Here is a 16,068-nt window from a genome sequence, read left to right as displayed (position 1 = left end):
AGCGCCATCGGCCGCCGCGACGACGAGTTCGCCGTCGTCCGCGCCGGCCTGAACTACAAGTTCGGCTCGTACTAGGACCCGCGACGCTCCCGGCCTCCGGGCCGGGAGTTGTCTCGGCCGGGAGCCGTCACGGCGGCCCGGCCGCTCAGGTCGTACAGAACCCCGGGTGCCCCTGGCCCCCGGGGTTCTGCCGTTCTGCAGGACGGCGCGCCGTAGGCTATGCCCTCATCCGCGCCAGGGCGACTCACGGATCACGCGACAAAAGTTGCCGGCGTGGAAATGCGGCTCCTTGTCGGCGAGGACGTCGGCCTTGACGTTGCCGAAGGTCGTCTCCGGCTTGTGCCGGATCCCCTCGTAGAACGCCTGGATGATGTCCTCCTTGAAATGCGGGGTCCGCGGATGCGCCCGCACCACGGCCGAGCGCTCCGCGTCGCTGTAGGCGGCGTAGGTCAGGCCGAGCACGTCCATCTCGACCCCGGCGGTGACCAGCGCGACCACCGGGTGCATGTGCTGCGGGATTCCCGGCGTGGTGTGCAGCGCGATGGCGGTCCACACCGTGTCGATGTCGGCCTGCGCGATGCCGTGCTGGCGCAGGAAATCCCGCGCCGCGTTGGCACCGTCGACCTCGAAGCGTTCATGCGCGCTGCTGTGCTGCGGCGTCAGCCCCATGTCGTGGAACATGGCCCCGACATAGAGCAACTCCGGATCGTAGCTGAGGCCGCGCTGCTTCCCCGCCAGGGCGCCGAAGTAATAGACGCGGCTGGAATGGTGGAACAGCAGCGGCGATTCCGTATCCCGGACCAGTTCGGTCACCGCCCGGGCAAGCGTGCTGTCGGGAATGGCGACGCCGTCGATTGGATGAGCCATGGCTTTCCCTCCTTGCTGACCCCGAGACGGTAGCCCGGCGCGCCGCGTCCGGAGTTGACGGAACACGTCTCGGACGGACAATTCGTGCGTGCGACGGACGCCGGGGAGGGCACCATGGAGCGGAGGCTGGCGATCGCCGCGGGACCGGGCGTGCAGATGCTCGACGTCTCCGGCCCGCTGGACGTCTTCGCGGAGGCGAACGTCCAAGCCGGGCGGTGTGTCTACCGCACCGAGATCGTCTCGATCGACACCGCCGTCATCCGGACCTCGTCGGGCGCGCGACTGCTCGGGGACCGGACCATCTTCGAGGCCGACGCCGGCGCCCTCGACACGCTGCTGGTGGCGGGATCGCCGGACGCGCCGCATCGCCGTCCGGCCGCCGCCTTCCTCGACTGGCTGCGGCGCACGGCGCCCGCGGCCCGGCGCTACGGATCGGTCTGCACCGGGGCCTTCGCCCTCGCCGAAGCCGGGCTGCTGGACGGACGCCGGGTCACCACGCATTGGGCGGCCGCCGACGCCCTGGCCCGGCGCTACCCCGCGATCCGGGTCGAGCCCGACGCGATCCAGGTCCGCGACGGTCCGGTCTGCACCGCCGCCGGGGTGACCGCGGGCCTCGACCTTGCCGTCGCCCTCGTCGAGGAGGATCTCGGGCGGGACGTTGCCAAGCGCGTCGCGGCGCAACTGGTGATGTTCTTCAAACGCCCCGGGGGCCAGTTGCAGTTCAGCCGAAGCGGCGCGACAGAGCCGTCAGGCCGGGCAATCCTCCAGGAGATCCAGCGCTGGATCGCGGCCGCGCCCGCCGAGGATCACAGCGTGGCCCGGCTGGCCGGACGGGCGGGCCTCAGCCCCCGGCACTTCGCCCGCCTGTTCCGGAACGAGGTCGGCGTGACGCCGGCCGACTGGGTCGAGGCGGCGCGCGTCGCGGCGGCACGGCGCTGTCTGGAGGCGGACAGCCTCCCGCCCAAGCAGGTCGCCGCCCTGACGGGGTTCGCCAACGCCGACACCCTGCGCCGCGCCTTCGTGCGCCACGTCGGCATCACGCCGGCCGAATTCCGCAGGCGGAACGGCGCGGGGTGAGCGGACCGTCATTCGGAAGCGGCCGTCGATCGCCAGACATCAACGCCTGCCAGCCGAACATCGTCGGATCCCGCGCCCCCTCCGCGGGGGGCTGTACCGACATGCCGGGAGTCCGCACCGAGGCCCTGTCGCAAACCGGCAACAGGAGGGTCGCCTTCGCCCCGGCGCTTGCGGACTCGCCATGACGGGCGAAAATATCTGATCTTTTCGATCAGGATGAAGATCAATCCGCGATGCGTGGGTCATTGGTCTTCCGACCGAATATATGTACGCTGCAAAATCTATATCTCATCTATGGTGTTTGGCATAAACTTGCATTTTTGCTGTTGCGTCGGCAATTTAATGCGTCTTATGCTCCGACTCGGCCTTTCAGTCATAGGCTCACTTCGTGAAGCGTCGCTTTAGTCTGTCTTCTTGAACATATGCTAGAATTTTTCTGGCAATCGGCGCGGTCTATACTATCAATATTGACAATGATATTTCCGTTTTGCCTGAAAATCGCCGGACGCCGTGATCTGACCCGGCGGTTTTTCGGGCAACCCAATCCCGTCGCGCGTCAGGCAACTGCGCGATGATCAGGAGGCGGCATGGATAATAAGAACTGGTCAAAAATATAAAACAGGGGGGATACACAATGAAACGCGCGATAAAAATCGCCGCTACAGCGATATGCTTTCAAATTACATCCAGCGGCAGCTTTGCAGCGGGAGAATATCCGCCGTACGACGGATATTTATTGACATATTTTACGGGCAATCGCCCGTGGGAGGAGACGTTGAAGTTCTCCTACAGCCTGGATGGCCGCCGTTTTAACAAGCTAAACAATGGCAATTCCGTCATTGACGCAAGTCACACCGAGATGGGCGGCCTTCGAGACCCTTACATCTACCGTGGGCAGGACGGCAATTTCGTCATGACCGCAACCGATATGCAGAGCTGGAAGGGTTGGGGAAGCAACCGGGGCATCGTCCTGATGCAATCTCCGGACCTCATTCATTGGAAATCCTCGACCGTCAACTTCGAAAAGCAGTATCCAAATTTGTTCCCCGGCCTCCACGCCGCCTGGGCCCCGCAGGTCGCCTACAATCCGTTGACCGACCGGAACATGGTCTATCTGACCGTCGGATCAAACGATCCCTACAAGGCCTATTACGCCCACACCAACCGCGATTTTACGGCGCTGACTGAGACACCCAGACAGCTGTTCTATGCTCGGGACGGCGTCGGATACATCGACTACGATATCACCGAACAAGACGGCAAATATCATATGCTGATGAAGGCGGAGTCGTCGCCTCAGGGAAGCACGGCCCGGCTCCGAGTCATCAAGCATGCCGTGTCCGACCATCTGACCTGGGGCTATATCATGCCCTCGCAGGATGAGGTGCAGAGGACCAGCAATGCCGTCGAAGGGCCGCAGGCTTACCGCCTGAACGATGGCAGCGGCTATATCGTCATGTACGACAATTACATGAATAATGGATTTCAGCTGGTCAAGACGACGGATTTCAAGACCTTCACGCCCGTCTCGGGCTCCGACGTCAACCAGCTCTCGCCGCGACATGCCGGTATCATCTCCCTGACGTCCGACGAACTCCACCGCGTAGTCGACAACGATACCAAGATCACCGTCGAGAACGCGACGCCCGCCACCGGCACGGACAGGCAGGTTCAGGCCGCCCCCACGATCGGAAGCAGCGACAAGCGGGATCTCGGCACGCTCAAGACCGACAATGGCTGGGCTTCGGAGATCTGGGGACTCTCCGCCACCGGCAGCGTCGCGGTCGGGGATTCGTATGCGGACGGCCAGGGTCCCAACATGCGTGCCGCGGCCTGGTCGGGCGCCGACCTGTCGCAGAAGCAGGATCTCGGCACCTTAAGGGGCGACAACACCGGCGCCGCGAAGGCCTACGCGGTGTCCAAGGACGGCAGCGTCATCGCGGGGATCGCCGAGAACGCCGACCAGAGGCTGCACGCCATCGTATGGTCAGGAAACCGCTGGGCGACCAAGACCGATCTGGGCACCCTGACATCGGACCAGTCGGGCACGTCCGGCGTCTACGCCCTGTCCGATGACGGGCGCGTCGCGGCCGGCGAGTCGAGCGTCGATTCCGGGACGACCCATGCGGCGCTGTGGTCGGGGCGGAACTGGACGACCAAGACCGATCTCGGCACCCTGCGGTCCGACAATTCCGGGACGTCCTGGGCCTACGCACTGTCGAAGGACGGGTCCGTGGTCGGCGGCTATGCGGCCCCCGATCGGAGCGTGGACGTCTATTCGCACGCCACCCTGTGGTCCGGCGCCAATTGGACGACCAAGACCGATCTCGGCACGTTGAAATCCGACAACCGGGGCACGTCGACGGTGCGGGCGCTGTCGGCCGACGGCACCGTGGCGGCGGGCAGCAGCACGACGGATTCCGGCTACACCCATGCAGCGCTCTGGTCCGGATCGCGCTGGTCGGAGAAGCGCGACCTCGGCACGCTCCGGGCCGACAACAGCGGCTCGTCCTGGGTGCGGGCCCTGTCCGCCGACGGCCGGGTCGCCGGCGGCATGGCGAGCACCAGTTCGGGGTTCGCGCACGGCGTCGTCTGGTTCGGCGACGGGTGGCGCAGCAGGAGCGATCTCGGCACCCTGAGGTCCGATGGCGGCGGCGTGTCCGAGGTCCAGGCCCTCTCAGCTGACGGCCGGGTGGCAGCGGGTTATTCCGAGTCCGACTCGGGCGATCCCCACGCCGTCCTGTGGAAGATCACCTATCCGGCGACGCCTGCCAGCGGGCCCTCGACCGCCCGGACCCAGACCCAGAGCAGCACAGCCGGCCAGGTTTCCGTCCCGGCGGCGGGGCAGGCCTCCGCCCCAACGCCTGCGTCGGTGCAGGGGCAGCCCGCGGCACCGGCCCCGGAACCGGCTCCGACGGTCTCAACCACCCCGGCACAGGTTCCGGCTCCCGCCCAGACCTCGACCACCCCCGCGCCGTCCACGGACGTTCGGACCCAACTCGTCGATGTGACGAACACGCGCCGGTCGGTCGCCCGGCTGCGATACGACACGTTCTCGGTTCTGGAGATCCAGCGCCAGTCGCTCGCCTATCTGCAGCAGACCTGGTCCTGCAGCCGCGGGAGTCTCTGCTGGTCGGCCAGCGCGGGGATCGTCTCCGACGGCAGCAGCACCGATACGCTCTCGACGCTGCCCCTGAGCTATGGCCTGACCGACAATCTCACGGTCGGCGGCCATCTCAGCTACGCGCCCTACCGGGCCCTGCCATCGCCGGCGTTCAACGACAACCGCAACGCTGTCGGCGCGGGGGCCTTCCTCAACTGGAGCCAACCCTACGCGGGGGGTGCGTGGTACATGCGCACCGCGTTGGCGGCCAGCCAGTACCACGCCGATGTCCGCCGCCTGCAAACCACCGCCACGGAGGCCGGCACCGGCAACGCCCGGATCGGCGGCCTCGCCGGAACGCTCGAGATCGGGCAGTCCCTCCCGGTCTTCGGGGATCTGGTGCTGGGTTGGCATGGCGGGGTCAGGACCAGCCGCGTCACCCGTCAAGGCTACACGGAAGCCAATGTCAGCTTTCCCGTACAGTACGACGGGATCGTCTACCGCAGCACGCTCGCCTTTCTCGGCGCGGATGTTTCGGTGCCGCTGACGACGGGCCTCAGCTGGATCTCGGGGGTCGAGATCGAGCAGGCTGTCCGCAAGCCGACGATGCGGTTCACGGCCCATGCCGACTACATCGGCGACTTCGGCTACAAGGCCGACCTGACCCGCACCCGAGGCGAGGCGCGTACCGGCCTGGCGTTCGGCCTCGGCAACAGCCTCACCGTGTCGGCGACCGCCTCCGTGCGGACGACGGCACTCGGCACCACGGCGGTCGGAGGCCTGCTCAGCTTCGGCGGCCAACTCTGACACGCAACGGCCCGAACGCCACCGCCGCTCGGGTCGTTCCCCACCGACGGGCCGGTTGCGCGCGCGCGATATGCGCTATCCTGCGCGCGTGCCGGTGCATCCGTTGAGGGGAGATAGCGTGCCGACGATCTTCGACGCCCACACCTTCGCGCTCACGGCTCACGCGGGCCAGATCGACAAGGGGGGTCAGCCCTACATGCGGCACCTGGAGCGGGTCGCCAACGCCGCGCTGGCCCGGGCCGGTCATGCCCGGCTGGTGGACGGCCTCGACATCGACCCCATGGGGGTGATGCAGGCCGCCCTGCTTCACGACGTCCTCGAGGATACGCCGCGCTCGACCGCGGACCTGCGGGCGGCCGGGTTCACCCCGGAGGTGATCGAGGCCGTGGGGATCCTCACGAAACCGAAGGAACGGACGGCGTATTCCGAGCGGATCACGCAGGTGATCGCGGCGGGCAGTCTTCCGGCGATCCTGATCAAGATGTCCGACAACGAGGACAACCTCTGCCCCTCCCGGATCCTGCCGGATGCCACCTTCCTGCGAGAGCGCTACGCGACGGCGTTCGCGCGCCTGAAGGAGGCCGCGGCTGCGCTCGGGTACACGGGGCGATAAGGCGCTGCACGCGCAGGACCGGCCCGGCCGGCCTGGACGACAGGTGTTCCCCCAGGAGCACGGACCGCCAGGGTGGCGGCCCCTGATCGGCCCCCGCTGCGTTGCCGGGCCCGGCCCTCAGAAGCGCAGCTGCATCCGGGCGGTCCCCGCATGCGAGAGGAAGTGGTCGCCGACCTGGCCCTGATACTCGCCGGTCACCTCGATGCCGCCGCCCAGGCTGATCTGGAAGCCCAGGCCCATTTCGCCGAGGCGGTCGGGAATCGACGATTCCGTGGCGAACAGCCCGAGCGCGCCGGTCCCCTGGAAGCTCGCCTTGCCGGTGAAGTGGTCGTCCGACAGGAGCGTCACGCCCAGCGTGCCGAAGGGCCGGATCCAGCGGCCTTCGTCGAGGTCGATCCGGCCGCCGATCTCCAGCATCGGGCTGAACGCCACCAGCGTCTTGGCCACCGGGCGCATGTCGAGGTTGAAGCCCGGGGCGCCGGTCTCGGAATAGGCCGGGCTATAGCTGTAGAGCAGGTCGAGATCCGCGTAGGGCTTGAGGTACCAGTCCCCGAACAGGACCTGGTAGCTCGCCCGCAGCCGCCCGCCCGCGGTGAGGATGCCGGACTTGCTGCGCGCCGTCGCGGTCATGCCGCCGAAGTCGATCAAGCGCTTGTTGTCGGCCCAGGCATAACCGAGATTGGCCGAGGCCGCGAGGAGCCAGGGGCCGATCTGGTGCTTGAGCGCCGCAGAGACGTCGCCGGCATCGCTGGTCGTCCCGGTGATCCGGTCGGGGTCGCTCTGGAGGGCGCGGGTATAGGCGCCGGTGAGGCCGAAGAACCAGTCCGGGGCGAACTCGGTCTGGAGACCGCTCTGGTAGCTGAGGGCGGTCTGGTGGTAGCCGACGTCGTCGGCCGTCGCGGACTGGGTCGTGTGGGCGCTGGTGATCCGGCCCCAGACGCACTCGCCCTCGCGCAGGAGCGTGCCGGTGCCGGTGAAGGCCGGGCAGCTCATGGCCCGCTGGAGGCCCTTGCGGGTGTCGAGCGTCCGGTCGGTCAGGTTGTCCTGGTTGGATTCCGGCTTGAGCTCGTCGAGGGCCGCCGCGTAGGCCTTCTGGCTGTCGACCGAGAGGAAGCGCCCGTAGAGGGTTCCCAGCTTGGTGGTGTTGCCGTCCCAGGCGTCCTGCAGGCCCTGCGCGACGCTGCGCTGGTCCGTGGTGAGCGTCACGCCCACCGGGTCCGTGAACCGGGCCCTCGGGACCAGGGCGAGGCTGTCGCCCGACGCGACGATCGACCAGGAGATCGGGACCGCGCCGGAATGGATGCTGCCGCCGGTGGCGACGGCGCTGTTCTCCAACACCTGGGCGGCCCTGAGGAAGGTGTACCGGCCGGGCAGGAGCCCATCGATCAGGTGCGGCTCGACCACGCCCTTGAGGGATGCGGTGCCGGTGACGGTGAGGAGATCGGCGCGCAGGGCGCCCTCCGGCGCCAGGGGCGCGACGTCGACCAGCAGGCGCCCGTACGCGCTCTGCTCGAAGCTTCCGGTCACGGTCGCCCGGGCGACGGTGCCGACGCCGCCGATGTCGAGGACGGCGCTGTTGTGAAGGCGGCCGTTCGGACCCAGCGCGATCACCCCTTCGGGGCCGGTGCGCAGGATCGCCGAGGTCGCACTCGTGTTGTGGAAGCCACCGTTCACGAAGGTGACGCTTCCCGCCTGGCCGGCGGCCAGGTCCACGTCGCCGATCACGGTGCCGTAATTGTTGATCTCGCCGGCGGTGACGGCGCCGACGATGGCCCGGCCCGAGGCCGCGCTGACCACGGCGCGCTGATCGATGTCGATCGTGGTGTAGCGCCCGCCATCGACGCGGAGCGCCGCCCCGCTCCCGCTGCCGCCGGTGACGAGGCCGTTCACCCGGATATCGATCCGGCCGCCCCGCTCCCGGTCGGGCTCCAGGCTGCCGTCGGTGCGCTGGACGCCGGACTGGGCGAAGATAGCGTAGGCATCCCGGCCCGACGCGATGATCGACCCGGACGACGCGATGGCGATGTCGCCGCCCTTGCCGCTGGCGTTGAGGCGGCTCTGGCCCGGCGACGCCGCAGTGACCGGGCCGTTGAGATCGAGGAGCAGGCCGCCGCCGCCGCCCAGGCTCTGGGCCAGGATGCCGTGGGATTGGGCGCCCGTCGTGCGGATCGCGGCGCCGTCCTCCAGCGTCACCCGGATGGTCCCGCCATCGCCGCTGGCGCCGTCTCGCAATGCGTAGGGGACCGCGTAGCCCATCACCTGATGCGCGCCGCCATAGCCGCCACCGCCGCCGATCGACTGCAGCAGCAGGGCCGGTGCCGCGTCGCCGGTGGTGGAGACCTGCGCGCCCGCTGTGAGGCTCACCGTGACCGGGCCGCCATTCCCCGACGCGCCGCCGGCGCCGCCGATCCCGAACGCGTATCGGTGCCCCCCCGGGCCGGCCGCGACCGAGGCGAGGCCGCCGCCGCCGCCGATGCTCTGGGCCAGGATGCCCACGGCCCCGAAGCCCGTCGTGGCGATCGAGCCGGCCTGGACCACCGTCACGGCGCCGCCTTGGCCCGCCGTTCGTCCGGAACCGCCGAGCGTCAGGCTGCCGGATTTCTCCGACACGCCGGCCGGATCCTCCGGAGGCGCGATCCGCGCGATGTCGAGCGCGGCCAGCAGGGCGTCCGCCAGGGCCTGCGCGTCGCTCGTGGAATTGCTTTTGGCCTCGGTCTTGGCGTCGGTCTTGGCGTCGGTCTTGGATTCCCCCTTCCCGGAAGCTGTCGTCCCGTTCTCCGCGGCAGGCGTGTCGTCGTCGGCCGTCGCGGCGGAGGGCGCGGAAAAGCTCCCGCCGCCGCCGCCGATGCTCTGGGCGACCACCGCATGCGCCTCGGTCCCCGTGGTGGTCACCGCGCCGCTATTCTCGACCCGAACCGATCCGCCATGCGCCCCGGTCCCCCCGGAGCCGCCCACGGTCAGGTTGAGGGTCAGGCCCTTGTTCGCGCTGCTGTTGGCGATGGTCGCGGCGACGCCGTTGCCGCCACCGCCGCCGATGCTCTGCGCGTAGAGGCCGTAGGCGGCCTCCTCCGCGGTGGCGACGAGGCCGGTATTCACGATCTTGACCGTGCCGCCGGTGTTGCCGCTGCCGCCGGTGCCGCCGAGCGTCGCCGAGACGTTGGTCTGGTTGGTCGCCTCCGCGAAGGCGAGGCCGCCCTGGCCGCCGCCCCCGCCGATGCTCTGGGCGACGATGCCGTGCGAACCGATGCCCATCGTCCGGATGGTGCCGGCATTCTCGACCGAGACGGCAGCGCCGCTGCCGCCCTGCGCGCCGTCGCCGCCCAGCGCCAGGGTGGCCGAGACATCGGGCAGCTTGGCGGCGCCCTTCTTCTGCGCGTCCAGGTAGCGCGAGACGCTGCCGCTGTAGGACTTGAGCGCCTTGCCGAAATCCGAGTTCTTGAGCGTGTCGGCGAGGTCCTTGTACGTATCGCTGGTCTTGATGTCCTTCAGGAATTGATCGAGCGCCTGCTTGTTTTCCTTGTTGCTCTTGTCCTTCGCCCATGTCTCGTAGGCGGTGACACCGATCGTCTGCTTGATCTGCTTCCAGAGCGTGCCCACGGTGTCGGGATCGGAATCCTCGCGTGCCGCGATGCTGCCGCCCGTGCCGCCGCCACCGCCGATGCTCTGCGCGAGGATCCCGTGGGAACCGTCGCCCCAGGTCGCGATCGCGCCGGTGGCGGCGTTGGTGACGGCCACGTCGCCGCCGCTGCCGCCGACGCCGCCCTTTCCGCCGAGCGTCAGGCTGACGGCGAGCTTGCCCTGGGCCGATCCGGACACGGTGCCGCCATTGCCGCCGCCCCCGCCGACGCTCTGAGCCTCGATGCCGTAGGCGTTCGACCCGCCGGTCGTGATCGCGCCCTGGTTCGTCACCGTGACCAAGCCGCCGCGATTGCCGATCCCTCCGACGCCGCCGATCGTCTCCGTCACCGTGAGGGCATCGGCGATCGGGAGCTTTCCGAGGAGGCCGTTCAGGGTCTTGTCGAAGGAGAAGCCGGGGGCCGCCAGCGTCGAGGCAGCGCCGCCGTTACCGCCGCCGCCGCCGATGCTCTGCGCCAGGATGCCGGTCGCGGAGGCGCCCCCGGTGGTGACGCTGCCGGCCTGCGTGACCGTGACCGCGCCGCCGACCCCGCCGCCGCACGCAAACCCCACGACGCCCCCCGACACGAAGACGGACCGCCGGAGGCGTCCGCGGAGGCGGCCGAGAGCACGACCCCGACCGCGGTGCTTCTGACGTCGCCGCCCACACCGCCGCCGCCGCCGACGCTCTGCACCAGCACGGCCGTCGATCCCGCTCCGCTCGTCTCGATCGCGCCGGCCCGGCCGGTGAAGCGGGCCAGACCGCCATCGCCGCCACCACCGCCGCCGCCACCCAGGCCGACGGAGAAGAAAGCGCCCGCGGTGACCGCACGCCCTCCGGTGCCGCCGCTGCCGCCGATGCTCTGCGCGAGCGCCCCGAAGGCGGATTCGCCCTCGGTCGTGATCCGGCCGCCCGCGTTGACGATCTCGGCGGTGCCGCCGGCGCCGCCCGTACCGCCCGCGCCGCCGCTGGAGAACCAGAGCGCCGTGCCCCCGGCCCCGCCGCCAGTGGTCGTGGATGCGACCGCGAGGGCCGAGAGCGGCAGGGCCGAGAGGGCGCTGCCGCCGCCGATGCTCTGCGCGACGAGGCCGGTCGCCCCAGCGCCGGAGGTCGTCACCGTGCCGCTGTTGGTCAGGGTCACCGTCCCGCCCGGGGCGGCGGCGCCACCGGTGCCGCCGCCGAAGACGCCGCCGCCGCCCGCGCCGCCCGGCCCGCCGACCGACTGCGCCACGAGGCCGAGGGCGTAGTCGCCCTCCGTGACGATCGTGCCGCGCTGGGTCACCGTGACGGTGCCGCCGTCGCCGCCCCGGGCACCCGGCCGTCCGCCGGCATCCGGCTGGTTGCCGCCGTTGCCGCCGATGCTCTGGACCAGGGCGCCGAGGGCGTAGTCGCCGGAGGTCCTGATCGTCCCGGACATGTCGAGGCGCGCGGTGCCGCCCGCGCCACCCTGCGTCACGTACGGGTTGCTGTAGGCGGTCCCGGATCCGCGGATGGAGCCGGCGCCGCCGAGGGACTCGACGATCACCGCGGTCGCCCCGACGCCGTCGGTGATCACCTGGCCGGAGCGCGTCACCGTGAGCGAGGCCGGACCGCCGGCGCCGCCCTGCCGGGACGCGGTCTGGTCCGCGTCGGTGCCGCCGTAGCCGGCCTTGCCGCCGACCGCGCTCACCCGGACGCCCAGGAAGGCCTGTCCCTCGGTCGAGACCGTGGACGACAGGGTCAGGCTGACCGAGCCGGCAGCGCCGCCGCCGCCGACATCCTTCTGGGCGTCGCCGCCATTCCCGCCCCGGGAGAAGACCCAGAACCGGGGGATCGGCTTGAAAACCGGCCGCGCAGCGTCGGTGATCTGATCGCCCCGCCCGACGACTTCGTCCGACAGCGTCACCGCGACGGCCCCGCCGCGCCCGCCATCGGCGCCGGGGACGGACGCCCAAGCGCGCGTGTCGCCCCGGCCGCCGTTTCCGCCCACCGAGCCGACCTGGATCGTCGCGGCGGCATCGCGCCCGGCGGCCGTGGGATCGACATCGATCAGGGTCACGTCGCCGCCGTCTCGGCCGGGCGTCGCGGCGACATTCGAGAAGATGGCGTTGGCTTGCCCGTTTCGGCCGTCAGGGCCGCTCGTCACCGTCGGCTGGGGGCGCTCGGCGGCCGGCGCGGGGGAGCCCAAGAGCAGTGCTACGGCGGTGACGGCCGTGACCGGAAGCCGGCCCCCGTTGCGGATCTTGCGATCGCAGGTCGGGATGATTGACTGGCCTTGGAAGGACGGCATCAGGAACGAGTCTCTTTGCCCGCACGGCCCTGCAAACACGCGCAGCCCTCAGCGGGACGGTCAGGGTCTTCGGCGGACCGGATCGCCATGCGTCGGTCACGCGTCGACGCGATGTCGATGTCTCATCAGGATGGTTAATGAAACCCTTATGACAAGGAACGCGCCGATCGAACATGCCTCGAATTCTCGTAACTCAAATACATTTTAATATAAGTACATGAACCGAGTTATATCTTCGTGTCGGATCATGATTTATTACGAAATTTGCACATTCAAAACATAAGCCCCGACGCACTCAGGCACGGAATTGATATTCTTCGTGTCGTCCTGCAGCATCAGCCCTGGAATTGGCAGCATTCGTACCGCGCGTGGTCGTCATCGACGGTGCCGTGCCATCCGTGGCCTCTTCCTCCGGGAGCCGTTCGACCCGGGACCGGGGCGCGGTCGGGGAGAGACCTCCGCGGCGCCATGACATCCGCATGAGGGTGGGATCCACAGCGGCAGGCACATTCCGATCCGGCCAACGCTATGTTGCGCCGAATCGGCCCGCGCGTCGGCGGTCGGACGGCGAGGCCCCGAGGCCCACCCGCGAACGATGCACCGCCCCGAGCGCGACGACCGTGGCACAGCCCGTGTCCCGGAAGCCGGGCTCATGCCCGCCGCGCCGCATTGATGCGGGGCGCCCGATTGCTGTCGGCCGGGGCCGCCCACCGCTCCGGACGAGGTGACGAACGATGCGTCCGCCAATCAATATTGGCACATTAACGCAATGTTAACGATTTACTCAATGTTAATGAAATGCCGTCGACCTCGACACCGAATACATGCCTATCCAGGGCGCGATATCGCGTCTCCCGAAGATGAGCAGATGTCGCCCCGAGGCATAGGCAAACTGGGGAAGAGCTGAGCGGGAGGGGGACATGGGGGCGATCATCGTGGCGGGACCGCTCGCCGGTCCCAGCGCCGAGAGCCGACGGAGTACGGCGCTCCACGTCCTGCTCGTTCTCGGTTGGGCCGGGCTGTTCGCCTATTGCGGCGCCTATCTCGACGAGGATCTGCCCTTCCAGACGTCTTCGGTCCAGTCCGTCGGGGAGCCGCTCATCGATCAGCCCGACGACCTGTCCCGGCAGGCGATGTCGCTTGCGGCACCCGAGCCGGCCGGGGCCGTTGCGGCCCCCGATACCGTGACGGCCCCCGCATCGCCGATCGTCGTAACGCAACCCGTCGTGCCGCCGGCGACGACCCGTTCGGCCACGGCCGGGTTTGACTATGTCGGGACCTGGGGGCCCACTCCGGATGCCTGCAGCGCCCCCGCGCGCCGCAAGGGCTACGTCCCGGCGACGTTCACGCCCGATCGCGCCAAGGCCGGCGACACCATCTGCAGCTTTCGCGGCGCCCATCGAACCGGCAACGCCTGGGCCATGGCGGCCGATTGCGGCGACCGCGACCGCCGCTGGTCCTCGCAGGTCCGCATCGCGGTGAATGGCGGCCGCCTGACCTGGACGAGCGCCATGGGCACCTCGACCTACGTCCGTTGCGCGCGTCGCGCTGGTTAGAGCGCTCGCCGCCGACGTGGGTACCGGTTCGGCGTCAACGAGCGCATGACATCGAGGACTTCGAACCGTTCCCGATGGCAGCTTGAGCGGGAATGGGGCTTGGGATGCCGCGCGGCGCACGGGCCCCGCAGCGCGCCGCCTTCCGATCCCCGCGAACCGGCTCCCGGTTTCACCGTCATGCGCGGCGACGAGAGCGGGGGGGCACCGATTTCGGAGCCCTACAGCGTATCCACCGCGAATGCTTGTAGAAACAATCAGCACAATCGTTATCGCATTGCCTTGTGACGTTCGACAGCACATTGTGCCGATTCTTAAAGCATAGGTGCACACCGTGGACGAAACCGTCGAAACGATCGAGCGTGGGGCTCCCGACTACATCGAACTGACGGCGGGTCTCGTTTCCGCCTACGTCTCGAACAACCACCTGCAGCCGGGCGAGATTGCCAGCTTGATCGCCAACACGCACGCTGCGCTCGCGGGGCTTGGCAACAGCAGCGCCCCCGAGGCGCCGGCGGCCGACAGGCCCACCCCATCGCAGATCCGGAAGTCGATCACCCCCGATGCGCTGATCAGCTTCGTCGACGGCAAGCCGTACAAGACGCTGAAGCGGCATCTGAACGGCAACGGGATGACGATCGAGCAGTACCGGGAGCGCTACGGCCTGCCGCGCGACTACCCCTCGACGGCCGCGAGCTACTCCGAACAGCGCTCGGCTCTCGCCAGGAGCCTCGGTCTCGGCCAGCAGCGCAAGAAGGCTGCCCCGAAAGCCGCGGACCCCGCAGCGACCGTCTCGGAGACGCCCAAGCGTGTCGGGCGGCCGCGCAAGACCCAGGAGGCCTGAGGCCGAACGGGGATCTGCCCGTTCCCTCCGGCCATCCCCATATCCTCCCGATCGCGGCGGTCGAGCCTGACCGGGCTCCCGCTCGCGAGCGCGCCGGCCGCCGTGTCTCCCCCGTTCACGCGCGGCCGGCGCGTCCGCCCGGAACGCCCGCTCGGCCAGGCAGCCGTCAGGCGACGCTCACCGGCACGCGGTGCCATGCCGTGCTGAGATAGCCCTTGCAGTTCCGGGTCACGTCGGGGTCGGCGGGCTGTGTCTGGCCGGCCTCGTCCCACGCCCGCACCACCAACACGCGCTCGCCGGAGGGCAGGTCGAGGTCGACCGTCCAGAACGTCCAAGCGAAGGGCGCAGCGGCGTCCTGCTCGAGCGAGGCCTGAACCCAGGATCGCCCCCCATCGCCGGAGACGTCGACACGCACCACAGCGCGGTCACCCGACACCGCGTAGCCGCGGATCCTGGTCGTTCCGGCGCTCAATGCGGCGCCGCGCATCGGCTCGCAGATCGCCGCGTTCAGCGGCATCGTGTTGATGGTGTGGCCCTTCGCTGGGTCGGCCGTCTCCGCGGTCACATCGGGCGGGAAGAGCTTGTAGTCGTTCGCCTGGATCGGGTTGTCGGAGGGATGGTCCTGCACCGTGATGCGCTTCAGCCATTTCGGGCTCCGCACCCCGGCGTACCCCGGCACCACGGCCCGCAGCGGAAAACCGTGTTCCGGCAGCAGCGTCTCGCCATTCATGGCGAAGGCCAGCAGGGTTTCCGGCGCCAGCGCCTTCGCGAGCGGGATGGAGACGCCGTAGGGATGCCCCTCGACCGTGTCGTGGCTCTCGAACGCGACATGCAGGCCCGCGCCCTCTCGGATTCCGGCCGCGCGCAGCACATCCCCCAATCGGATTCCGGTCCAGTCGGCCGTGCCGATGGCGCCGCCTTCCCACGGATCACCGGAAACCGGCGCGACCGCTCGCATGTCGGCCCGGCGATTGCCCGCGCATTGCATCGTCGCGGTGACGACGACGTGCGGGAAGTTCGATTGCACGTCGTGCAGCGACATCTCGAGCGGCGTCGAGACCGCACCATCGACGGCGAGGCGGGCCTCGTCCGCGACGATCGCCGGCAGATCTCCGTGGCAGCGCACGTAGAACGCCTCTGCCGGCGTACGGTAGGCGGCGCGCAGCCGGGCCAGCGGTGGCTCCGCGTTGTAGGGCGCATCCCCGTGGACGATCAGGCGCGCCTTTCGCTCGGCTAACGTCGACATGCAGGTTGTGCCCCTCGATACGAAGTGGGAACGCGCGGCGGCACCGGATGGGAACGCCCGGGCTCATGGAACG

At 69.3% G+C, this 16,068-nt stretch carries 9 protein-coding genes; 5 read left to right on the top strand and 4 right to left on the bottom strand.

Annotation, left to right across the window (positions count from 1 at the left end):
- Window positions 1–225 precede the first annotated feature (225 nt).
- Complete coding sequence (locus FV233_RS13260) at window positions 226–867, bottom strand: HD domain-containing protein (RefSeq protein WP_147857562.1); 642 nt, start codon at window positions 865–867, stop codon at window positions 226–228.
- A gap of 114 nt (window positions 868–981) precedes the next feature.
- Here FV233_RS13260 and FV233_RS13255 point away from each other — a divergent pair, with 114 nt between their 5' ends.
- From FV233_RS13255 to FV233_RS13245, 3 genes are all read left to right on the top strand, one after another.
- Window positions 982–1,944: a helix-turn-helix domain-containing protein gene (locus tag FV233_RS13255; protein WP_147897731.1), complete on the top strand. Its 963-nt coding sequence runs from the start codon at window positions 982–984 to the stop codon at window positions 1,942–1,944.
- 634 nt (window positions 1,945–2,578) lie between these two features.
- Window positions 2,579–5,854, top strand: coding sequence for a family 43 glycosylhydrolase (locus FV233_RS13250; RefSeq protein ID WP_147897728.1), 3,276 nt, complete (start codon window positions 2,579–2,581; stop codon window positions 5,852–5,854).
- Window positions 5,855–5,972: 118 nt separating this feature from the next.
- Entirely contained in the window at window positions 5,973–6,467 is a 495-nt protein-coding gene (locus tag FV233_RS13245; RefSeq protein ID WP_147897727.1) for an HD domain-containing protein, read from the top strand.
- A 117-nt stretch (window positions 6,468–6,584) separates the two neighbouring features.
- Here the strand turns inward: FV233_RS13245 and FV233_RS31140 are convergent, their stop codons facing one another.
- Together FV233_RS31140 and FV233_RS31135 are read right to left on the bottom strand one after the other, a co-directional pair.
- Window positions 6,585–7,460: an autotransporter outer membrane beta-barrel domain-containing protein gene (locus tag FV233_RS31140; RefSeq protein ID WP_246689976.1), complete on the bottom strand. Its 876-nt coding sequence runs from the start codon at window positions 7,458–7,460 to the stop codon at window positions 6,585–6,587.
- A 3,014-nt stretch (window positions 7,461–10,474) separates the two neighbouring features.
- On the bottom strand, window positions 10,475–12,352 hold the full coding sequence (locus tag FV233_RS31135; RefSeq protein WP_246689975.1) for a hypothetical protein: 1,878 nt from the start codon (window positions 12,350–12,352) through the stop codon (window positions 10,475–10,477).
- A gap of 920 nt (window positions 12,353–13,272) precedes the next feature.
- Here FV233_RS31135 and FV233_RS13235 point away from each other — a divergent pair.
- Both FV233_RS13235 and FV233_RS13230 read left to right on the top strand, forming a co-directional pair.
- Window positions 13,273–13,908 (top strand): peptidase inhibitor family I36 protein, encoded by a 636-nt coding sequence (locus tag FV233_RS13235; RefSeq protein WP_147855149.1) that lies wholly within the window; start codon window positions 13,273–13,275, stop codon window positions 13,906–13,908.
- Between the two features lie 331 nt (window positions 13,909–14,239).
- Window positions 14,240–14,749 carry a MucR family transcriptional regulator gene (locus FV233_RS13230; protein ID WP_147855150.1) on the top strand — a complete coding sequence of 170 codons (510 nt, stop codon included), beginning with the start codon at window positions 14,240–14,242 and terminating at the stop codon, window positions 14,747–14,749.
- A gap of 166 nt (window positions 14,750–14,915) precedes the next feature.
- On the opposite strand, the gene FV233_RS13225 is transcribed toward FV233_RS13230, so the two are convergent.
- Complete coding sequence (locus tag FV233_RS13225; RefSeq protein WP_147855151.1) at window positions 14,916–15,995, bottom strand: molybdopterin-dependent oxidoreductase; 1,080 nt, start codon at window positions 15,993–15,995, stop codon at window positions 14,916–14,918.
- Window positions 15,996–16,068: the final 73 nt, after the last annotated feature.

Origin of the sequence: Methylobacterium sp. WL7 (genome assembly GCF_008040085.1) — a bacterium.
GTDB classification, from domain to species: Bacteria; Pseudomonadota; Alphaproteobacteria; order Rhizobiales; family Beijerinckiaceae; genus Methylobacterium; species Methylobacterium mesophilicum.
This window is presented reverse-complemented; position numbering and strand designations above follow the sequence as displayed.